The following is a 19,447-nucleotide window of genomic DNA, read 5'->3' on the forward strand; positions in this document are numbered from 1 at the left end:
CATTCAGACCGGAGAGTTGCTATGGCCCGCCTCGCGGCATTTGATATGGACGGTACACTGCTGCTACCTACCCACCGTTTAGGTGCGGAGACGCTGCAGAGCCTCAACGCCTTACACCAGCGTGGCGTTACACTGGCGTTTGCCACGGGACGTCACCTGCTGGATATGCAGGCAGTACGCCAGCAGATCACCTTGCCCGCCTGGCTGATCACCGGCAACGGTACGCGCATTCACGATGTCGAGGGCAGGCAACTGTACGGCTGTGATCTGGCGCCGTCGGTGGCGGAAGAGGTGTTGCACAGTCACTGGCAAACTCCCGCGTCGATCCACATCTTCAATGACGAAGGCTGGTTTACCGATAAACCGCTCCCGGGATTGCTGGAAGCGCACGCGATGAGCGGGTTTCACTATCAGCTGCGTGATTTGCGCCGCATGCCGGCACATGAAGTCACCAAGATCTGCTTTATCGCGCCGTATGAGATGCTGCTGGCGCTGAAGATTGAACTGCAACAGGCGCTCGGCGATCGCGCCAGCCTGTGCTTCTCCGCCAGGGAGTGTCTGGAAGTTTTACCGGTGGATTGCCACAAAGGCGCCGCGCTGGCGCGGCTGTGCCAGCATCTGTCGCTGTCGCTGGCGGATTGCATGGCATTTGGCGATGCGATGAACGACCGCGAAATGCTGGAGCGCGTCGGGCGCGGTTTTATCATGGGCAACGCCATGCATCAGCTCAAAACCTCGCTGCCCCATTTACCGATTATTGGCCATTGCGAGACACAGGCGGTGTCTCACTACTTAAATCACTGGATGACCACACCACACCTCGATTATTCCCCCGAATGCTGAGGCTTACAGTGAACCGGACAGGATGTCCGGTTTTTTATTGCAGCTCGCGCTGCCACGCCTGAACATCGCCGATCTGCTCAGCGACCCACTGCGGATTGTAATAGGTATCCGGATAGCGCTCGCCGCTGTCACACAGCAGCGTCACCAGCGCGGCGGATTGCCCCTGCGCGCGCAGCCGTTTTGCCACCTGCAGCATGCCCCAGAAATTGGTACCGGTAGAGGCGCCCGGACGCCGGCCGAGAATCTGCTCCAGCCTTAACATCGCCGCCACGGTGGCGCCATCGGGCACTTTCATCATTTCGTCAATCACATCCGGTAAAAACGACGGCTCAACGCGCGGGCGACCAATCCCCTCAATCAGGCTGCCACGCTCGCTGCGCAGCGTGCGATCGCGGCTGTGCCAGTAATCGAAAAACACCGAGTGCTGCGGATCGACCACCAGCAGGCGCGTGTCGTGGCCCTGATAGCGAATGTAGCGCCCCAGCGTAGCCGAGGTGCCGCCGGTGCCGGCGCTCATGATCAGGGTGTGTGGCACCGGGAAAGGTTCATGCGCCATCTGGCGGAAAATGCTTTCGGCAATATTGTTGTTGCCGCGCCAGTCGGTGGCGCGTTCGGCGTAGGTAAACTGATCCATAAAATGGCCGTTAAGTTCACGCGCCAGACGCTCGGATTCGCTGTACAACTGGCACGGATCGGCGACGAAGTGGCACTCCCCGCCGTAAAAGCGGATCAGCTCGATTTTGCGCCGCGCAGTGCTGGCTGGCATCACGGCGATAAACGGCAGGCCGAGCAGACGGGCAAAATAAGCTTCCGACACCGCGGTGCTGCCGGAGGAGGCTTCGATGATCGGCGTGTTTTCTCCAATCCAGCCATTGGCCAGACCATAGAGAAAAAGCGAACGCGCCAGGCGATGTTTCAGGCTGCCGCTTGGATGGGTGCTTTCATCCTTAAGATAAAAGCGAATGCCGGGGAAATCGTCCAGCGTAAAACGGATCAGGTGCGTATCAGCGGAGCGCTGAAAGTCGGCGTTAATTTCATTGATAGCGTGGCGAACCCAGGGCGTTTGCATGGTGCGATTCCGGCAGCGAGATTGCGCTCAGTGTAAGGCACTGGCAGGAAAAAGAGGTTGCTAAAATTTGGTTATAATTGGCAAATAAGAGAAAATTTTTCTCCTGAGGTGGCGAATGCTAGATAAAACTGACCGCATACTGCTGGCGCTGCTGCAAAAAGACTGCACGCTGTCGCTGCAGGCGCTGGCCGATGCGGTGAATCTCACCACCACGCCGTGCTGGAAACGCCTGAAAAAGCTGGAAGATGATGGCATTATTCGGGCGCGCGTCGCGTTGCTGGATGGTGAAAAGCTCGGCCTGTCGCTCACCGCCTTTATGCTGATCAAAACCCAGCAGCACAGCAGCGACTGGTTTCAGCAGTTTGTCGCGGTGGTACAGCAGATGCCGGAAGTGATGGCCTTCTACCGCATGGCGGGCGAGTACGACTACCTGCTGCGCATTCAGGTGGCCGATATGAAGAGCTACGACGCGTTTTACAAGCGTCTGGTTAACGGCGTGCCGGGGCTGATTGACGTCACCTCCAGCTTCGCTATGGAAGAGATTAAATACACCACCGCCTTGCCGGTAGCGCCCTGAACGGGCATCACAAGAGATTGTTTTGTGCGATTATTCAGCCAGTTAAGTTGGTATTTTTTGCGCGAGTGGCGGCGCTATCTGGGCGCCATCAGCTTGCTGATTATCATTGCGCTGCTGCAGCTGCTGCCTCCGCATCTGGTCGGCGTGATTGTCGACGGCGTGACCCAGCACAGCCTGACGCGCGGCGAAATTTTTCTGTGGATCGGCGTGATGCTGGTGACCGCAGTGATTGTCTATTTGCTGCGCTACGTCTGGCGCGTGCTGCTGTTCGGCGCCTCTTACCAGCTGGCGGTGGAGCTGCGCGAAGATTTTTACCGCCAGCTTAGCCGCCAGCATCCGGCGTTTTACCTGCGCCACCGTACCGGCGATCTGATCGCGCGCGCGACCAACGATGTCGATCGCGTGGTGTTTGCCGCGGGTGAGGGGGTGCTGACGCTGGTGGATTCGCTGGTGATGGGGCTGGTCGTGCTGGCGGTAATGAGCGTGCAGATCAGCTGGGAGCTGACGCTGCTGGCGCTGATTCCCATGCCGATTATGGCGCTGGTGATCCAGAAAGACGGCGCGCGCCTGCATCAGCGCTTCAAAGTGGCGCAGGCGGCGTTCTCCAGCCTGAACGATCAAACGCAGGAGAGCCTGACCAGCATCCGCATGATCAAAGCCTTTGGCCTGGAAGATCATCAGTCGAGCCAGTTTGCCGATATCGCCAGCGACACCGGCCGCAAAAATCTGCACGTGGCGCGCGTCGATGCGCGCTTCGATCCCATCATTTATATCGCCGTGGGCTTTTCGAATTTGCTGGCGATTGGCGGTGGCGGCTGGATGGTGTGGCACGGTTCACTGACGCTCGGGCAGCTCACCAGCTTCGTCATGTACTTAGGGCTGATGATTTGGCCGATGCTGGCGCTGGCGTGGATGATTAACATCGTCGAGCGCGGCAGCGCGGCATGGAGCCGTATTGGTGCGCTGCTGGCGGAAGCGCCTGCGGTTGAGGATGGTCAGCAGCCACTGCCGGCGGATGCGGGCGTGCTGCAGGTGGCGATCCGCGCCTTCCACTATCCGGCGAGCAGCGCGCCGGTGCTGAGCAACGTGCATTTCCAGCTACAACCGGGGCAGATGCTTGGGCTGTGCGGGCCTACCGGCTGCGGCAAAAGCACGCTGCTGAGCCTGATTCAGCGCCATTTTGATATCGATCAGGGCGAGATTTGCTATCACGCCATTCCGCTACCGCAGCTGCGGCTGGACAGCTGGCGCAGCCGGCTGGCGGTGGTCAGCCAGACGCCGTTCCTGTTTTCCGATACCGTTGCGAATAACCTGGCGCTGGGCCGCCCGGAGGCAACGCAGGAAGAGATCGAGCGCGTGGCGCAGATGGCCTGCGTGCACGATGACATTCTGCGTCTGCCACAGGGGTACGCTACCGAAGTGGGTGAGCGCGGTGTCATGCTCTCTGGCGGGCAGAAACAGCGCATCGCCATTGCGCGTGCGCTGTTGCTCAACGCGGAGATTCTGATCCTCGACGATGCGCTGTCGGCGGTTGATGGCCGTACCGAACATGAAATCCTGCATAACCTGCGCCAGTGGGGAAAAGGGCGCACGCTGATCATCAGCGCTCATCGGCTGTCGGCGCTGACCGAAGCCAGCGAGATTCTGGTATTGCAGCAGGGCGCAGTGGCACAGCGTGGCGATCACGATACGCTGGCGGCGCAGCCGGGCTGGTATCGCGATATGTATCGCTATCAGCAGCTGGAAGCCGCGCTGGATGAGGACGAGTCAGAACAGGGAGCCGACCATGGCTAAATCGCAACGCTTATGGCCAACGCTGAAACGCCTGCTGGCCTACGGCAAACCGTGGCGCAAATCGCTGTGGCTGGCCGTCGGCATGCTGTGGATCGCTGCCGCTGCCGAAGTCACCGGTCCGGTGCTGGTCAGCTATTTTATCGATAACCTGGTGGCAAAACACCAGATGCCGTGGGGCATCGTGGCCGGGCTGCTGGTGGGCTTTGTGCTGCTGCAGCTGCTGGCAGCGGGTTTGCACTATTTCCAGGCGCTGCTGTTTAACCGCGCGGCGATTGGTGTCGTGCAGCAACTGCGCGTCGACGTGATGAATGCGGCGCTGCGTCAGCCGCTCAGTGCCTTCGACACCCAGCCGGTGGGGCAGATTATCTCGCGCGTCACCAACGACACCGAAGTGATCAAAGATCTTTACGTCACGGTGGTGGCCACTGTGCTGCGCAGCGCTGCGCTGATTGGCGCGATGCTGGTGGCGATGTTTGCACTCGACTGGCGTATGGCGCTGGTGGCGCTGGTGATTTTCCCGCTGGTGTTAGCGGTGATGCTGATCTATCAGCGCTACAGCACGCCGATTGCGCGCCGCGTACGTAGCTATCTGGCCGAAATCAATAATGGCTTCAACGAAGTGATTAACGGCATGAGTGTGATCCAGCAGTTTCGCCAGCAGGCGCGCTTTGGCGAGCGCATGGGCGAAGCCAGCCGTTCACACTATCTGGCGCGGATGGAGACGCTGCGGCTGGACGGCTTTCTGCTGCGTCCGCTGCTCAGCCTGTTTTCTGCACTGATTTTGTGCGGTCTGCTGATGCTGTTCAGCTTTGCCACGCCGGGTGTGTTTGAGGTTGGCGTGCTCTACGCCTTTATCACGTATCTTGGCCGCCTTAACGAGCCACTGATCGAGCTCACCACGCAGCAGTCAATGCTGCAGCAGGCGGTGGTGTCGGGCGAACGTATTTTTGAACTGATGGATGCGGCGCAGCAGGGCTACGGCAGTGACGCTCAGCCGCTGGCTTCCGGGCGTATCACCCTGCGCGATGTCAGCTTTGCCTACCGCGACAACCGCGACGTGCTTAGCCATATCGATCTCGAGGTGCCGGCGCGCGGCTTCGTGGCACTGGTCGGCCACACCGGCAGCGGAAAAAGCACCTTAGCCAATCTGTTGATGGGCTACTATCCGGTGACGCGCGGCAGCATAGAACTGGATGGCCGCCCGCTGCGCCAGCTGACGCACGATGCGCTGCGCGGCAGCGTGGCGATGGTGCAACAGGATCCGGTGGTACTGGCCGATACGCTATTGGCCAACGTGCGCCTGGGACGCGATATCAGCGAAGAGGACGTGTGGCGCGCGCTGGATAAGGTCCAGCTGGCACCGCTGGCCCGCGCGATGCGCGACGGCATTCATACCCGGCTCGGTGAGCAGGGGAACACGCTGTCGGTCGGGCAGAAGCAGCTGCTGGCGCTGGCGCGCGTGCTGGTGTCGCTGCCGCAGATTCTGATCCTCGATGAGGCCACTGCCAATATCGACTCAGGCACCGAGCAGGCGATTCAGCAGGCGCTGCGCACGCTGCGCCAGCACAGCACGCTGGTGGTGATTGCTCACCGTCTTTCCACCATCACCGAAGCGGATCAGATTCTGGTGCTGCACCGTGGTCAGGTGGTCGAACGCGGTACACATACCGAACTGCTGGCGCAGCAGGGCCGTTACTGGCAGATGTACCAGCTGCAGCAGGCTGGCGATGAACTCGCGGCGGGCATACCCGCAACGGCAGAGGGGTGATTTGCACCTTTTTTGCGCAGATTTATCGGAATGTTCTGTATTGATGCACTCCTTTGAGGCCGAAAGCACCAAAGGAGTGCAGTAAAGTCCCACCTTTCTGTTTTTCCGAATGAAAACCTTGCCCGTTACGCCATACCGGAGCGCGATACTCTGCGCCCGGCAGCCTTAGCGCCCACTTTTGCCATTTGTGGCACAGCCTTTGCTTAACTCTCTGCGTGTCCGCGAAGACTCACCTATTTTTATATCCGGAGGGGAACGTATGAAGCTGGTTACCGTGGTAATCAAACCATTTAAGCTGGAGGACGTGCGTGAAGCCTTATCCTCCATTGGCATTCAGGGCCTGACCGTGACCGAAGTGAAAGGCTTCGGTCGTCAGAAAGGCCATGCAGAACTGTACCGCGGTGCCGAGTACAGCGTTAACTTCCTGCCAAAAGTAAAAATCGATATTGCGATTGCGGACGATCAGCTGGATGAAGTGGTGGATGTGATCAGCAAAGCCGCGTACACCGGCAAAATTGGCGACGGCAAAATTTTCGTCGCGGAACTGCAGCGCGTGATTCGTATTCGTACCGGCGAGACCGACGAAGCAGCACTGTAACTGGGGCTCTGAATTGTGATGGGATGGAAAGAAATGAATAAAGTAATGACTAAGTTGGGCCTCACCAGCCTGGCGCTGTTACCGTCTCTTGCGATGGCAGCTGCGCCTGCCGTAGCGGATAAAGCCGATAACGCGTTTATGATGATTTGTACCGCGCTGGTACTGTTCATGACAATTCCCGGCATTGCCCTGTTTTACGGCGGCCTGATTCGCGGCAAAAACGTGCTGTCGATGCTGACGCAGGTCGCGGTGACGTTCGCGTTAGTGTGCGTACTGTGGATCGTCTACGGCTACTCGCTGGCATTCAGCGAAGGCAACGCCTTCTTCGGTAACTTCCAGTGGGCGATGCTGAAAAATATCGAGCTGAAAGCGGTGATGGGCAGCTTCTATCAGTACATTCACGTGGCGTTCCAGGCTTCCTTTGCCTGTATCACCGTGGGGCTGATTGTTGGTTCGCTGGCTGAGCGTATTCGCTTCTCTGCGGTACTGATTTTCGTACTGGTGTGGCTGACGCTGGCCTATCTGCCTATCGCACATATGGTGTGGGCTGGCGGCTTCCTGGCACAGGATGGCGCGCTGGACTTCGCTGGCGGTACCGTGGTGCACATCAACGCCGCCGTTGCGGGTCTGGTTGGTGCTTACCTGGTAGGCAAGCGTGCTGGCTTCGGTAAAGAAGCGTTCAAACCGCATAACCTGCCGATGGTGTTTACCGGTACCGCGATTCTGTACGTTGGCTGGTTCGGCTTCAACGCCGGCTCTGCGTCTTCCGCTAACGAAATCGCGGCGCTGGCCTTCCTGAATACCGTGGTAGCCACTGCGGGTGCCGTGCTGTCGTGGGTGTTCGGTGAGTGGGCGCTGCGCGGTAAGCCTTCACTGCTGGGTGCGTCTTCTGGCTTCATCGCCGGTCTGGTTGCCATCACGCCAGCCTGTGGCTATGTCGGCGTCGGCGGCGCACTGATTATCGGTCTGGCCGGTGGCCTGGCAGGTATCTGGGGTGTGACCACGCTGAAGAAATGGCTGCGCGTGGATGACCCGTGCGATGTGTTCGGTGTGCACGGCGTGTGTGGCATCCTCGGTTGTGTCCTGACCGGCGTGTTTGCCTCCTCGTCACTGGGCGGCGTGGGCTACGCAGAAGGCGTGACTATGGGCCATCAGGTTTGGGTTCAGTTGTTCAGCTGTGGCCTGACCATCGTCTGGTCTGGCGTGGTCGCCTTCATCGGCTTCAAGCTGGCAGATATGATTGTTGGCCTGCGCGTACCGGAAGAACAGGAACGTGAAGGTCTGGATGTGAACAGCCACGGCGAGAACGCTTACAACCAGTAAGTGCCGGCTGGCAGAAGAGCAGTGCGCTATAACTATAATGATTAGAAAGGGGCGAGATAATCGCCCCTTTTTTTATGCTTCGCGCTGACGCATCACCCCTTCCTGCACCGTCGTCGCCACCAGCGTGCCGTCCTGGCTGAAGAACTCACCGCGCACGAAGCCGCGCGCGCCGGACGCTGAAGTGCTTACCACGCTGTACAGGAGCCACTCCGAGAGATCGAATGGACGGTGGAACCACATGGAGTGGTCAATCGTCGCTACCTGCATATCCGGCTCAAGGAAGCCTTTGCCATGCGGCTGCAGCGCGACCGGCAGAAAGTTGAGATCGGAAGCGTAGCCCAGCAGATATTGATGAATGCGGCGATCGTCCGGCAGCTGGCCATTGGCACGCACCCAGACCTGGCGCAGCGGCTCATCAACGTGGCCTTTCAGCGGATTATGGATCTGCACCGGACGGATATCCAGCGGGCGCTCGGCGAGAAATTTTTCTTTCAGCTTGAGCGGCAGGTGCGCAGCCAGCCGGTGGGCGAGATCCTGCTCGGAGGGCAGGTTATCGGGTCCCGGCACCTGCGGCATGCTGTTCTGATGTTCGAAGCCATTTTCCGGTGCCTGGAAGGAGGCGGTCATGTAGAAGATCGGCTGACCGTTTTGTACGGCGCTGACGCGGCGGGCGCTGAAGCTTTTGCCGTCGCGCAGGGTTTCCACATCGTAAATAATGGCTTTCTGGCTGTCGCCCGGGCGCAGAAAGTAGCTGTGGAAGGAGTGGATGATACGGGCTTCCGGCACGGTTTGTTTTGCCGCATACAGCGCCTGACCCACCACCTGGCCGCCAAACACCTGGCGCAGGCCGAGATCTTCACTCTGGCCGCGAAACAGGCCCTCTTCGAGTTTTTCCAGATTCAATAAATTAAGCAGGTTGTGCAGTGCCTGGCTCATAACGGATTCCTCAGTGATGCCAATGGCGTCAGTGTGAAAGATCCGACCAGTTTGCGCAACGCTTTTACCCGGTTTTCAGCAGGATGGCGGGGCTTCAGGCGCAAAGCGGATTTTTGTGCCAGAATTAACAGCAATCGGCGGTGGAAAACCCAGCCAATAAATTTACCGCCGACAATCATAGTGTTCATAAGGAGACGACATCGATGAAACTCTGGCATGTAATTAGCGGTATGACACTGGCGGTGGCAATCACAGGCTGTGCCGATCACAGTAAACCCGTGCCGACGCCAACTTTAGGCGCCAGCGTGGCCGGGCAGCCGTCGGCGATTGCCCAGCCAAACGTAAGCGGTTCCGTCTATATTCGCCAGCGTATTGCGCTGCCGCCGGATGCGGTGCTGACCGTGACGCTGGCCGATGCGTCACTGGCGGACGCGCCGTCCAAAGTGCTGTCACAGCGTGTGGTTCGCACCGAGGGCAAACAGGCACCGTTCCAGTTTGTGCTGCCCTTTAACCCGGCCGATATCCAGCCGAATGCACGCATTTTGCTGAGCGCAGCGATCACCATCGACGGCAAGCTGGCGTTTATTACCGATACGGTGAAACCGGTGATTAATCAGGGTGGAACGAAAGCGGAACTGCTGCTGGTACCGGTGACCAATATGGCGATGCCAACCCAGCCGGGCGCTGCTACCACCGTGCCTTCGACGTCGCCAACCCAGGTTACGCCGTCAGCCTCCGTGCCGGCACCAACCAGTCTGTAAGTTGAAACGGGAGACAGCGCGTTACGGAAGCTGCGCCAGAATGGCACTGCAGAAAGTAAAGGCGCTGTCTCGTCCCTGATCGCTCGGCACACGCCATCCCTGGCGTGTGACGCTTTACTTTCTGCAGTGTCATTCCCGCGCTTTAAAGGGAGTGCGGCCTGTCAGCATTAATACTCCCAGCGATACTTCGCCAGTTCAATTTCTCCCGCATCACTCACTTCAATACCTTCAGCTTCCAGCGCATCGCGCTGACGAAAAAGATCATCGCCCTGCAGCGAAATACGACCATGACGATTAATCACGCGGAACCACGGCAGTTTGCTGCCTGGCGGCAGGCGCCGCAGCACGCCGCCCACCTGACGTGCGGCGCGCGGTGAACCGGCCAGCAGCGCGACATCGCCGTAGGTCGTCACTTTACCGGTAGGAATAGCGGCAACAATTTGCCAGACGCGCTCGGAAAAATTGCTCTGTTCACTCACTGACGCACCTCGTCTGCGGGAAAAGCGCCACTTTAGCATGCGATTGCGGCTATCTGCAGGGTTTTGCCGCCGGCCTGTTCAAGAAACCAACGGTTGCCCGGCCTGCGCTTGCAATTGCCAGGGGCTTCCCCGATAATGCCAGCGCTCTCAACATGAGAGCTCGTCAATGGGGGCCCTGTTGGTTCTCCCGCAACGCTAACTTGTGAACTCGGTCAGGTCCGGAAGGAAGCAGCCGCAGCAGGCGACGCGTGTGCCGGGATGTAGCTGGCAGGGCCTCCACCATTTCTGCTCATGCAAAAACCCTGCGCGCAATGCGGCACAGCACCGTATCGGCACTCCTTTGCCTGCCTGTCATCCATGGAAATAAAGGTGAGTAACGAAACGACCTGCGGGGAGAAAACTTAGCGGACGTACTTCCAGACAGATCCGGGCACTTTGTCATAGAGCTTGTTCATGGTCAGCTCGGCCAGACGGTGATCGGCTGCGGAGTAAAATACCGCTAACTCATCATCGGGTAATTCATACTTGTTCTTTTCAATCACCCGTTCAAGGGTGTCAATTGAGCGACAACGACGCAGTCGCATCAAATAGTCTGTTTTGGTTAAGGCTGGGTTGCTCATAAATAAACCGGTCTCACTCTGATGCTAAAAGGAATGGCTGGGTTGCTGGAGATAAGCGCACTCTTCGGCAAACAGATTAAATAAGCGTTTTGCTGAACGTTGCCACCGTTGAAGATCCTGCGTATTGATTCCATAGCTGCTAAACAGCATAAAGGTATCATCAAGATATTCATCGATTTGCGTAATCAGCGCTTCATCTTCAACATGCTTAATTTTGTAATTCATCGTGAAAGAGGCGATATGCTCAATCAAATCGTTGAGCTGTAAATTGCCTGGCGAAGTGGGATCATTAACCCAGCCGTGATGGCTGTCGGTTAGCGTCGCCATACTTTCGTCAAACAGGTTCTCACACAGAAATTTAAGCTGGGCAATATCATGCCGTTTCGGTGAGTATTCGTCCATCTTTTTCCCCTCCATAGCGAGCACAGTTACCGCGACGCGGCGAGATTTGGAAAAGCTACCAGGGAGCGATCACGAATAAAAAGAATTCAGCGACCTTTTAAATATAATCCACAATCATTAGTTTTGCTCACCCAATTACTAAATATTACAATTCGTCGCACGGTGACGGGCGGGTATTGTCTATCACCTCAAACACCAGTGCACCGGGCGTTGTCTGGAACATAACTTCTTCACGTTGGGTAAAGGTTTCATTTAAATCAAGGCAGGGATTAAATAAATCCCACGTGAAATCGTAAAGCATTTTAAATCGTTTGTGGCCGACGGGCTGAATGGAAATAATGGTAAAACTGTCCGGAACTAATTGCGCGTTTTGAGAATACCACTGTAAATCGCCGGCAAGGTCCTGGGCTATTTTGAGAATATTCCCCTGGATAATCTGGCGTAACTTGCCGCAATCATCCTCATTCACGTCAATATCACTATGAATAATAGACTGCATTCTGCATCCCGTAAAAAGCAAGGAGAGTTCTATCATTGGCTTTCAGCTCTGACATTGCAAGCCATTGGTAAACAGAAAGGGCGATTGCTGCGATGGGCGCTGGCTTGATGGCACAAATCGCCCATGCGTATCGCCGCTGATCAATTTTTGAAACACTTTCGTCCGCGCGTCGCGATGATGCCATCAGGTAGTATATTGTTATGTTATAACATTTTGGTTGCCTATCATGAATCACAGTGGATTACTTCTCTCGCTCGGCGGGCGCCTGCTGGTAGCGCTACTGCTGAGTGGCCTGCTGGCTCTAGCCATCGTCTGGGGCCTGCACCAATGATGCGTTTTCATCGTCTGCAGGGCGGCTATCAGGGCAGGGCGGTGACGCCGGTGGTGAATGGCGAACTGGCGGCCGGCAGTATGACGGCACTGGTCGGGGCCAACGGAACGGGCAAATCAACCTTGCTCAAAACTATCGCCGGACTGCTGCCGCCAGTGGCGGGACGCTGTGAACTGCAGCTGCCGCGAAAAGCGCTGGCCTGGTTGCCGCAGCGCAGCGAGCTGGATACCCGCTTTCCGCTCACCGTCTATGAGCTGGTGGCAATGGGCTGCTGGCCGCGCTGCGGCTGGTTCGGTGGCATCACGCGTGCGCTGAGGCAGGAGATTGATGCCGCGCTGGAGGCGGTGCAGATGCGCGACTTCGCCACTGCGCAGCCCGCGATGCTCTCCGGCGGGCAGTTGCAGCGCGTGCTGTTTGCGCGCCTGATGCTCCAGCGCAGTCAGCTCTGGCTGCTGGATGAACCCTTCAACGGCATTGATACGCCGACGATAACCTTACTGATGTCGATTCTCGAACAGCAGCAGCGGGCGGGCACCACGCTGCTGGTGGTGCTGCACGACAAGCTACTGGTGGCGCGCCATTTTCGTGACGTGCTGTCGCTGGATGAGCGCGACAGTGCGCAGCAACCGCGGCTGTGTCGGGTGGCGTCATGACGTTACTCCAGCCGTTTATTGAGTTTGGTTTTATGCGCCGGGCTCTGGTGGCCTGCATGGCGCTGGCGATCAGTGCAACGCCGCTCGGCGTCTTTCTCTCGCTGCGCCGTATGAGCCTGGTGGGCGATGCGCTGTCCCATGCGGTACTGCCTGGCGCCGCCATCGGCTATCTGGTATCCGGCCTGTCACTGGTAGCGATGGGCATTGGCGGCCTGATTGCCGGGCTGGCGGTGGCGCTGCTGTCCGGTGCGGTCAGCCGTTATACCCACCTGAAGGAAGATGCCAGCTTTTCCGGCTTCTATCTGGGTTCGCTGGCGCTCGGCGTCACGCTGGTATCACTGCGCGGTTCCAGTGTCGATCTGCTGCACGTGTTGTTCGGCTCGCTGCTGGCGGTGGATAACGGCGCGATTGTGCTGGTTGGCAGCATCGCTGCGTTCACCCTGCTAATGCTGGCCGTGATCTTCCGGCCGCTGGTCATTGATGCCTTTGATCCTGATTTTCTGCGTGCGCAGGGAAAATGGAGCGCACCGCTGGTGCACGGCATTTTCCTCACGCTGGTGGTGCTGAATCTGGTGGCGGGTTTTCAGGTGCTCGGCACGCTGATGTCCGTTGGGCTGATGATGCTGCCCGCCACCAGCGCGCGCTTCTGGAGCCGTCACCTTACGCGCATGCTGGCGATTGCCATGCTGCTGGCGCTGATCGCCGCCTTTATCGGCCTGTTGCTCTCCTGGCACTATGCCCTGCCTGCCGGACCGGCGGTGGTACTGAGTGCGGCCGTACTGTTTTTGCTGTCAGTGTTGACAGGACCATGTGGCGGCCTGCTGCGCCGTCGATAATAAGATGACAAGGGGATAGGTATGAAGAAGTTACCGTTGAGTCTGGCGATTGGCGCGATGCTGATTAGCCCGCTGACGCTGGCAAAAACCGTTGATGCCGTAGCCAGTTTTACCGTGCTGGCTGACATCGTTAAACAGGTCGGTGGCGATCACGTTAAGGTGAAATCGCTGGTGGGGCCGGATGGCGATCCGCACACCTTTGAGCCCACGCCGCAGGATAGCCAGGCGCTGGCGCAGGCCGATGTGGTGTTCGTCAGCGGGCTGGGCATGGAAGGCTGGATGGACCGGCTGATTAGCGCGTCCGGCTATAAGGGCACGGTGGTGGTCGCCTCGAACGGCGTCAATACGCGCAAAATGGAGGAGGATGGCAAAACCATCACCGATCCACACGCGTGGAACAGCATGCACAACGGCGTGATCTACGCCACCAACGTGATGAACGCGCTGATCAAAGCCGATCCGGACGATGCCGCCGACATCCGTCACAGCGGTGAACGCTATATTCAGCAGTTGCAGAAGCTGGATAGCTGGGCCAAAAGTGAATTTGCCGGCGTGGCGCAAAGTAAACGCAAGGTACTCACCAGCCATGATGCCTTTGGCTATTTCGGCCAGCGCTACGGCGTGACATTCCTCGCGCCGGTGGGCTTCTCAACCGAAGCGGAAGCCAGCGCCAGCGATGTCGCCGCTATCATCAAACAGCTCCGGGCCGAGCATATCACCACCTACTTTATGGAGAATCAGACCGATCCGCGTCTGGTGAAACAGATCGCCAGTGAAACCGGTGCGCAACCCGGTGGCGAGCTCTATCCGGAAGCGCTGTCAGCGGCCAGCGGGCCGGCGCCCACCTATGAGGCGGCGTTTAAGCACAACGTGGAAACTCTGCTGCACAGCATGAAGTAAAAAAAAGGCCGGGGAGCATCCCGGCCAATTATCACGACACTTTCCTAACGTTTTTTCTTTCTTCCCTGCACCGCCTTAAAGCGCGGGTTGGTTTTGCAAATCACATAAATACGACCTTTACGCCGCACGACTTTGCAATCTTTGTGACGGGTCTTGGCAGACCGCAATGAACTGACAACTTGCATGTGGCTGAACTCCGGTTATTTGCTGCGCGTCAGGAAGCTGCCAAAACGCTTGTTGAAGCGCGCGGCGCTGCCCTCTTTGGCAAACTCTTTCTGTTTACCGGTGTAGTAAACGTGCGACTTCGACGACACATCGAGCGTGACGTACGGCAGCTCTTCGCCCTCAAACTGGATGGTACGATCGGTCTGAATCGTCGAGCCGACTTTGAAGTATTCGTCGACGGTGGTGTCATGGAACACCACAGGACGGTAGTGCGGATGAATGTTTGGTTTCATAATAGTGCTCTCGTGTAATGTTATAATATAACAATATTATGAACCTCGCGCCGCAGGATTGCAACCACGCTTCCGGTGCGGATTTGTCATGGAACGTGCGGAGCAGGGGAGTGCGCAATAAAAAAGGCCGCTTGCGCGGCCTTTTAGCAGAGAGAAATCTATCAGTGAGGGTGATCGACCGGATGGCCCTGTTCCAGCTCAGACTTGTTCTTGCTGAAACGGCGGCGCACCACCACGAAGAACACCGGCACGAAGAAGATCGCCAGCGCGGTGGCCGTCACCATCCCGCCCATTACGCCGGTACCGACGGCGTTCTGTGCGCCGGAGCCGGCACCGCTGCTGATCGCCAGCGGCAGTACGCCGAGGATGAACGCCAGCGACGTCATCAGAATCGGACGCAGACGCATACGTGAGGCTTCCAGCGTCGACTCGACCAGCCCTTTGCCTTCCTTCTCCATCAAATCCTTGGCGAATTCGACGATCAGGATGGCGTTCTTCGCCGAGAGACCAATGGTGGTCAACAGACCCACCACAAAGTACACGTCGTTACTCAGACCGCGCAGCGTGGTGAAGAGCAGGGCGCCAATCACACCCAGCGGCACCACCAGCATGACCGCGAACGGAATCGACCAGCTCTCATACAGCGCGGCCAGACACAGGAACACCACAATCAGCGAAATGGCGTACAGTGCAGGTGCCTGGTTGCCGGACAGGCGTTCCTGATAGGACATGCCGGTCCAGTCGTAGCCGATACCCGCAGGCAGCTTCGAGGCGAGGCTCTCCATCAGGTTCATGGCATCACCCGAGCTCTTGCCCGGTGCTGCCTGACCCAGGATCTCCATTGATGGCAGACCGTTGTAACGCTCCAGACGCGGTGAACCATACTGCCACTTCGCCGAAGAGAAGGCAGAGAATGGCACCATGGTCCCGGCGCTATTGCGCACGTACCATTTGCTAATGTCATCCGGCAGCATGCGCGAGTCGGCCTGACCCATCACGTACACTTTCTTCACGCGACCACGGTCGATGAAGTCATTGACGTAAGAACCGCCCCAGGCCGCACCCAGCGTGGTGTTGATGTCGGACAGCGACACACCAAGCGCCTGCGCTTTTTCCTGATCGATAATCAGTTTGTACTGCGGCGTATCTTCCAGCCCGTTTGGACGCACGCCCACCAGCGTATCCGGATGCTGGGCAATCATGCCAAACAGCTGGTTACGCGCGGCGGTCAGCTTCTCATGGCCGAGGTTACCCTGATCGATCAGCTGGAAGTCGAAACCGGTGGCGTTACCCAGTTCGATAATGGCCGGCAGGTTGAACGGGAACACCATGGCATCTTTAATCTGACCCAGCGCCTGCATTGCACGTCCGGCAATAGCCGGCACTTTCAGGCTGGCATCACCACGCTCATCCCATGGCTTCAGGCTGACGAAGGCGATACCGGTGTTCTGTCCACGACCGGCGAAGCCAAAGCCGTTAACGGTAAACACCGAATTCACGCTGTCTTTCTCTTTGGTCAGGAAGTAATCCGTAACCTGATCCAGCACTTTCTGCGTCCGTTCCTGAGTCGCACCGGCAGGCAGCTGCGCCTGCGCCAGTAACAGCCCCTGATCCTCTTCCGGCAGGAACGAGGTAGGCAGTTTCAGGAACAGGTAAGCCATGCCGACCACAATCAGCAGATAAATCAGCAGATAGCGACCGGTGCTGCGCACAATGTGACCGACGCTGTCGACGTAATGGTTGGTGCTCTTATCAAACAGGCGGTTAAACCAGCCGAAGAAACCGGTGGTTTTGCCGTGTTCGCCTTTTTTGATGGGCTTCAGCATGGTGGCACACAGCGCTGGCGTCAGAATCAACGCCACCAGCACCGACAGCGCCATCGCCGAAACGATGGTGATCGAGAACTGACGATAAATCACCCCGGTTGAGCCGCCGAAGAACGCCATCGGGATAAATACCGCTGACAGCACCAGCGCGATGCCAACCAGCGCGCCCTGAATCTGTTCCATCGAGCGTTTGGTGGCTTCTTTCGGCGGTAATCCTTCTTCCGCCATGACGCGCTCAACGTTTTCCACCACCACGATGGCGTCATCAACTAACAGGCCGATGGCGAGCACCATGCCGAACATCGTCAGGGTGTTTATCGAGTAGCCAAAGGCACTGATGATGGCAAAGGTGCCCAGCAGCACCACCGGCACGGCGATGGTAGGAATCAGCGTCGCGCGGAAGTTCTGCAGGAACAGATACATTACCAGGAACACCAGCACGATGGCTTCGAACAGCGTTTTCACCACTTCGAAAATGGAGATCTTAACGAATGGCGTGGTGTCGTACGGGTAAACGGTTTTCATGCCGGCCGGGAAGAACGGTTCCAGCTTAGCCAGTTCCGCTTTCACCGCGTCGGCGGTATCCAGTGCGTTGGCGCCAGTCGCCAGTTTGACACCGATACCGGAGGCTGGTTTGCCGTTATAGCGGGCAATGATCTCGTAGTTTTCACCGCCGAGTTCAATCTTCGCGACATCGCGCAGGCGCACCTGTGAGCCGTCCTGATTGACCTTCAGCATGATGTTGCCGAACTCTTCGGTCGAGGTCAGACGCGTCTGGGCAATGATCGAGGCGTTAAGCTGCTGACCTGGCACCGGTGGGGTACCGCCCAGCTGACCAGCGGCCACCTGGGTGTTCTGGGTTTGCAGCGCGCTGATCACATCCACCGGCGTCAGCTGGTAGTTGTTAAGCTTGTGCGGATCGAGCCAGATACGCATCGCATACTGCGCACCAAACACCTGAGTGTCACCGACGCCAGGCGTACGGCTGATCGGATCTTTGATGTTCGACGCTACGTAGTCTGAGATGTCGTTCTGCGTCATGCTGCCATCTTCGCTGACGAAACCGGCGACCATCAGGAAGCTGCTGGAGGATTTTTTCACCTGAATCCCCTGCTGCTGTACTTCCTGCGGCAGCAGTGGCATCGCCAGCTGCAGTTTGTTCTGCACCTGCACCTGAGCAATGTCGGCATCAGTGCCAGACTGGAAGGTCAGCGTCAGCGTCAGCGTACCAGAAGAGTCACTGCTCGAGGACATATACATCAGCCCGTCGATGCCGTTCATATTCTGTTCGATAACCTGCGTTACCGAATCCTGTAGCGTTTTCGCATCTGCACCCGGATAAGATGCCTGGATTTCAACTGCCGGCGGCGCAACGTTGGGATATTGCTCGATCGGCAGTTTGATAATCGATAGCGCACCCGCCAGCATAATAATGATGGCAAGCACCCAGGCAAAAATGGGGCGATCGATAAAGAACTTAGCCATGTATCAACGGCTCCTGTTTATGACGATGATTTAGCAGACTGAGATTCCGGTGCGGCTTTGGCATCATCTTTGACTTCCTGCGGCGTCACCTGAGCACCCGGTTTAGCACGCTGAATACCGACGGTAATCACGCGATCGCCCTCTTTCAGGCCATCGGTCACCAGCCATTTGTCGCCAAACGCCTGGTTCGCGGTAATCTTACGCACTTCGACTTTATTATCCGCGCCCACGACCATCGCGGTGGCTTCACCGGTTGGCGTGCGGGTTACGCCGGTCTGCGGTACCAGCAGCGCCGTCGGGTTAGTGCCCTCATCCAGACGTGCACGCACGAACATGCCCGGCAGCAAACGATGATCCGGATTCGGGAAAATCGCGCGCAGGGTAATCGAGCCAGTGGTTTCATCCACGGTAACATCAGAGAATTCCAGTGTGCCCGGCTGGCTGTATGCGCTACCGTTCTGCATCAGCAGGGTAACGTTAGCTTTGCCGTCGTTCTGTTTCAGCTGACCCGACTCCAGCTCGCCGCGCAGGCGCAGGAAATCATCGCTGGACTGGGTCACATCGACGTACATCGGGTCGAGTTGCTGCACGGTCGCCAGCGCGGTGGTCTGGCCGTTCGACACCAGCGCACCTTCCGTCACCGAGGATTTACCAATGCGGCCGCTGATTGGCGAGGTCACTTTGGTATACGCCAGGTTAATGCGGGCGGTTTCCACATTGGCCTGCGCCGCCTGTACGGCTGCGGCGGTCTGCGCGGCGGTGGCCGCGGCGTTATCGTAGTCCTGCTGGCTGATATATTTGGTACCCAGCAGTGGCTTGTAACGATTCACCGTCAGCTGGGCAACGCGCGCGTTGGCCTGAGCCTGGGCTAAATCGCCTTTTGCGCTGTCGTATGCGGCCTGATAGGTGGCGGGATCGATCTGGTACAGCGAATCGCCGGCTTTAACATCACTGCCTTCAACAAAATTACGCTTGAGAATGATACCTGACACCTGCGGACGCACTTCAGCCACGCGGAACGCCGAAGTACGGCCTGGCAGTTCGGTGGTGATTTTCAGGGGCTCGTTTTTTAACGTGACAACACCCACTTCCGGGGGCTGCTGCTGGGCGGCTTGCTGGGATTTATTATCATCACATCCTGTTAACAAAAAGCTGCCTGTAAGCATCACGGCGGCCGCCAGAGGCGCTAATCCTCTGTTTTTATTCATAAATAAACCTCTAGTGTCCGATATCAAATGATCAATGGATCACAAACCGTTAAACCCATTGCTGCGTTAAAACACGGGTCG

Annotated in this window: 21 protein-coding genes and 1 other RNA gene; 11 read left to right on the forward strand and 11 right to left on the reverse strand. The window is 57.7% G+C overall.

What is annotated here, in order from left to right; translation table 11 throughout:
- The first annotated feature begins 21 nt into the window (after nucleotides 1–21).
- Entirely contained in the window at nucleotides 22–843 is an 822-nt protein-coding gene (gene cof / locus KOL70_RS00830) for an HMP-PP phosphatase (RefSeq protein ID WP_058757954.1), read from the forward strand.
- A 34-nt stretch (nucleotides 844–877) separates the two neighbouring features.
- On the opposite strand, the gene KOL70_RS00835 is transcribed toward cof, so the two are convergent.
- Nucleotides 878–1,912, reverse strand: a complete 1,035-nt coding sequence (locus KOL70_RS00835; protein WP_215480085.1) for a PLP-dependent cysteine synthase family protein — start codon at nucleotides 1,910–1,912, stop codon at nucleotides 878–880.
- A 115-nt stretch (nucleotides 1,913–2,027) separates the two neighbouring features.
- Here KOL70_RS00835 and KOL70_RS00840 point away from each other — a divergent pair, with 115 nt between their 5' ends.
- The 5 genes from KOL70_RS00840 to amtB all read left to right on the forward strand — a co-directional run bounded on the left by KOL70_RS00840 (nucleotide 2,028) and on the right by amtB (nucleotide 7,972).
- Nucleotides 2,028–2,489 carry an Lrp/AsnC family transcriptional regulator gene (locus tag KOL70_RS00840; RefSeq protein WP_058775235.1) on the forward strand — a complete coding sequence of 154 codons (462 nt, stop codon included), beginning with the start codon at nucleotides 2,028–2,030 and terminating at the stop codon, nucleotides 2,487–2,489.
- Between the two features lie 24 nt (nucleotides 2,490–2,513).
- Nucleotides 2,514–4,283, forward strand: coding sequence for a SmdA family multidrug ABC transporter permease/ATP-binding protein (locus KOL70_RS00845; protein ID WP_215480086.1), 1,770 nt, complete (start codon nucleotides 2,514–2,516; stop codon nucleotides 4,281–4,283).
- Entirely contained in the window at nucleotides 4,276–6,051 is a 1,776-nt protein-coding gene (locus KOL70_RS00850) for a SmdB family multidrug efflux ABC transporter permease/ATP-binding protein (protein WP_215480087.1), read from the forward strand. The genes KOL70_RS00845 and KOL70_RS00850 overlap by 8 nt, the downstream gene beginning before the upstream one ends.
- Before the next feature lie 259 nt (nucleotides 6,052–6,310).
- Entirely contained in the window at nucleotides 6,311–6,649 is a 339-nt protein-coding gene (gene glnK, locus KOL70_RS00855; protein WP_007886947.1) for a P-II family nitrogen regulator, read from the forward strand.
- A gap of 33 nt (nucleotides 6,650–6,682) precedes the next feature.
- Complete coding sequence (amtB, locus tag KOL70_RS00860; protein ID WP_058757951.1) at nucleotides 6,683–7,972, forward strand: ammonium transporter AmtB; 1,290 nt, start codon at nucleotides 6,683–6,685, stop codon at nucleotides 7,970–7,972.
- Nucleotides 7,973–8,044: 72 nt separating this feature from the next.
- Here the strand turns inward: amtB and tesB are convergent, their stop codons facing one another.
- Both tesB and KOL70_RS00870 read right to left on the reverse strand, forming a co-directional pair.
- Entirely contained in the window at nucleotides 8,045–8,908 is an 864-nt protein-coding gene (gene tesB / locus KOL70_RS00865; RefSeq protein WP_058757950.1) for an acyl-CoA thioesterase II, read from the reverse strand.
- Nucleotides 8,905–9,096, reverse strand: a complete 192-nt coding sequence (locus KOL70_RS00870; protein WP_125309056.1) for a hypothetical protein — start codon at nucleotides 9,094–9,096, stop codon at nucleotides 8,905–8,907. Before KOL70_RS00870 ends, tesB begins: the two co-directional genes overlap by 4 nt.
- Nucleotides 9,097–9,111: 15 nt before the next feature.
- Between KOL70_RS00870 and KOL70_RS00875 the strand changes: the two genes are divergently transcribed.
- Entirely contained in the window at nucleotides 9,112–9,669 is a 558-nt protein-coding gene (locus tag KOL70_RS00875; RefSeq protein ID WP_021507201.1) for a YbaY family lipoprotein, read from the forward strand.
- Between the two features lie 167 nt (nucleotides 9,670–9,836).
- On the opposite strand, the gene KOL70_RS00880 is transcribed toward KOL70_RS00875, so the two are convergent.
- Nucleotides 9,837–10,148 (reverse strand): MGMT family protein, encoded by a 312-nt coding sequence (locus tag KOL70_RS00880; protein ID WP_371824648.1) that lies wholly within the window; start codon nucleotides 10,146–10,148, stop codon nucleotides 9,837–9,839.
- Nucleotides 10,149–10,324: 176 nt separating this feature from the next.
- On the opposite strand from KOL70_RS00880, the gene ffs reads away from it, so the two are divergent.
- Nucleotides 10,325–10,421, forward strand: an RNA gene (gene ffs, locus KOL70_RS00885) — signal recognition particle sRNA small type.
- A 128-nt stretch (nucleotides 10,422–10,549) separates the two neighbouring features.
- On the opposite strand, the gene KOL70_RS00890 is transcribed toward ffs, so the two are convergent.
- The 3 genes from KOL70_RS00890 to KOL70_RS00900 form a co-directional block, all read right to left on the reverse strand.
- On the reverse strand, nucleotides 10,550–10,768 hold the full coding sequence (locus KOL70_RS00890; protein ID WP_021507203.1) for an HHA domain-containing protein: 219 nt from the start codon (nucleotides 10,766–10,768) through the stop codon (nucleotides 10,550–10,552).
- A gap of 24 nt (nucleotides 10,769–10,792) precedes the next feature.
- Nucleotides 10,793–11,170 (reverse strand): Hha toxicity modulator TomB, encoded by a 378-nt coding sequence (gene tomB, locus KOL70_RS00895; RefSeq protein WP_021313568.1) that lies wholly within the window; start codon nucleotides 11,168–11,170, stop codon nucleotides 10,793–10,795.
- 145 nt (nucleotides 11,171–11,315) lie between these two features.
- Entirely contained in the window at nucleotides 11,316–11,669 is a 354-nt protein-coding gene (locus KOL70_RS00900; protein ID WP_031279656.1) for a hypothetical protein, read from the reverse strand.
- A 327-nt stretch (nucleotides 11,670–11,996) separates the two neighbouring features.
- Here KOL70_RS00900 and KOL70_RS00905 point away from each other — a divergent pair, with 327 nt between their 5' ends.
- The 3 genes from KOL70_RS00905 to KOL70_RS00915 are packed head-to-tail and all read left to right on the forward strand — an operon-like array spanning nucleotide 11,997 to nucleotide 14,389.
- On the forward strand, nucleotides 11,997–12,653 hold the full coding sequence (locus KOL70_RS00905; protein WP_215480089.1) for a metal ABC transporter ATP-binding protein: 657 nt from the start codon (nucleotides 11,997–11,999) through the stop codon (nucleotides 12,651–12,653).
- Nucleotides 12,650–13,489 (forward strand): metal ABC transporter permease, encoded by an 840-nt coding sequence (locus KOL70_RS00910; protein WP_021507206.1) that lies wholly within the window; start codon nucleotides 12,650–12,652, stop codon nucleotides 13,487–13,489. The genes KOL70_RS00905 and KOL70_RS00910 overlap by 4 nt, the downstream gene beginning before the upstream one ends.
- A 21-nt stretch (nucleotides 13,490–13,510) precedes the next feature.
- A complete protein-coding gene (locus tag KOL70_RS00915) occupies nucleotides 13,511–14,389 on the forward strand; it encodes a metal ABC transporter substrate-binding protein (RefSeq protein WP_058769397.1) in 879 nt (292 codons plus the stop codon).
- A 44-nt stretch (nucleotides 14,390–14,433) separates the two neighbouring features.
- Here KOL70_RS00915 and ykgO read toward each other — a convergent pair whose 3' ends face one another.
- From ykgO to KOL70_RS00935, 4 genes are all read right to left on the reverse strand, one after another.
- Nucleotides 14,434–14,574 (reverse strand): type B 50S ribosomal protein L36, encoded by a 141-nt coding sequence (gene ykgO, locus KOL70_RS00920; protein ID WP_010616859.1) that lies wholly within the window; start codon nucleotides 14,572–14,574, stop codon nucleotides 14,434–14,436.
- Nucleotides 14,575–14,589: 15 nt separating this feature from the next.
- Nucleotides 14,590–14,847, reverse strand: a complete 258-nt coding sequence (locus KOL70_RS00925) for a type B 50S ribosomal protein L31 (RefSeq protein ID WP_021507208.1) — start codon at nucleotides 14,845–14,847, stop codon at nucleotides 14,590–14,592.
- A gap of 161 nt (nucleotides 14,848–15,008) precedes the next feature.
- Nucleotides 15,009–18,158 (reverse strand): multidrug efflux RND transporter permease subunit AcrB, encoded by a 3,150-nt coding sequence (locus KOL70_RS00930; protein WP_021507209.1) that lies wholly within the window; start codon nucleotides 18,156–18,158, stop codon nucleotides 15,009–15,011.
- A gap of 17 nt (nucleotides 18,159–18,175) precedes the next feature.
- The gene (locus KOL70_RS00935; RefSeq protein WP_058757947.1) at nucleotides 18,176–19,366 is read right to left on the reverse strand and encodes an efflux RND transporter periplasmic adaptor subunit; all 1,191 of its coding nucleotides are present in this window, start codon (nucleotides 19,364–19,366) and stop codon (nucleotides 18,176–18,178) included.
- Nucleotides 19,367–19,447: the final 81 nt, after the last annotated feature.

Origin of the sequence: Pantoea sp. B270, assembly GCF_018726825.1 — a bacterium.
In the GTDB taxonomy this organism is placed as follows: domain Bacteria; phylum Pseudomonadota; class Gammaproteobacteria; order Enterobacterales; family Enterobacteriaceae; genus Pantoea; species Pantoea dispersa.

Coding starts and splice junctions, on each gene's coding strand:
- KOL70_RS00900 (WP_031279656.1), bottom strand. CDS start 11,669: ATGCAGTCTATTATTCATAGTGATATTGACGTGAATGAGGATGATTGC.
- KOL70_RS00840 (WP_058775235.1), top strand. CDS start 2,028: ATGCTAGATAAAACTGACCGCATACTGCTGGCGCTGCTGCAAAAAGAC.
- tomB (WP_021313568.1), bottom strand. CDS start 11,170: ATGGACGAATACTCACCGAAACGGCATGATATTGCCCAGCTTAAATTT.
- amtB (WP_058757951.1), top strand. CDS start 6,683: ATGAATAAAGTAATGACTAAGTTGGGCCTCACCAGCCTGGCGCTGTTA.
- KOL70_RS00915 (WP_058769397.1), top strand. CDS start 13,511: ATGAAGAAGTTACCGTTGAGTCTGGCGATTGGCGCGATGCTGATTAGC.
- cof (WP_058757954.1), top strand. CDS start 22: ATGGCCCGCCTCGCGGCATTTGATATGGACGGTACACTGCTGCTACCT.
- KOL70_RS00850 (WP_215480087.1), top strand. CDS start 4,276: ATGGCTAAATCGCAACGCTTATGGCCAACGCTGAAACGCCTGCTGGCC.
- KOL70_RS00890 (WP_021507203.1), bottom strand. CDS start 10,768: ATGAGCAACCCAGCCTTAACCAAAACAGACTATTTGATGCGACTGCGT.
- KOL70_RS00910 (WP_021507206.1), top strand. CDS start 12,650: ATGACGTTACTCCAGCCGTTTATTGAGTTTGGTTTTATGCGCCGGGCT.
- KOL70_RS00925 (WP_021507208.1), bottom strand. CDS start 14,847: ATGAAACCAAACATTCATCCGCACTACCGTCCTGTGGTGTTCCATGAC.
- KOL70_RS00875 (WP_021507201.1), top strand. CDS start 9,112: ATGAAACTCTGGCATGTAATTAGCGGTATGACACTGGCGGTGGCAATC.
- ykgO (WP_010616859.1), bottom strand. CDS start 14,574: ATGCAAGTTGTCAGTTCATTGCGGTCTGCCAAGACCCGTCACAAAGAT.
- KOL70_RS00935 (WP_058757947.1), bottom strand. CDS start 19,366: ATGAATAAAAACAGAGGATTAGCGCCTCTGGCGGCCGCCGTGATGCTT.
- tesB (WP_058757950.1), bottom strand. CDS start 8,908: ATGAGCCAGGCACTGCACAACCTGCTTAATTTATTGAATCTGGAAAAA.
- glnK (WP_007886947.1), top strand. CDS start 6,311: ATGAAGCTGGTTACCGTGGTAATCAAACCATTTAAGCTGGAGGACGTG.
- KOL70_RS00835 (WP_215480085.1), bottom strand. CDS start 1,912: ATGCAAACGCCCTGGGTTCGCCACGCTATCAATGAAATTAACGCCGAC.
- KOL70_RS00930 (WP_021507209.1), bottom strand. CDS start 18,158: ATGGCTAAGTTCTTTATCGATCGCCCCATTTTTGCCTGGGTGCTTGCC.
- KOL70_RS00870 (WP_125309056.1), bottom strand. CDS start 9,096: ATGAACACTATGATTGTCGGCGGTAAATTTATTGGCTGGGTTTTCCAC.
- KOL70_RS00905 (WP_215480089.1), top strand. CDS start 11,997: ATGATGCGTTTTCATCGTCTGCAGGGCGGCTATCAGGGCAGGGCGGTG.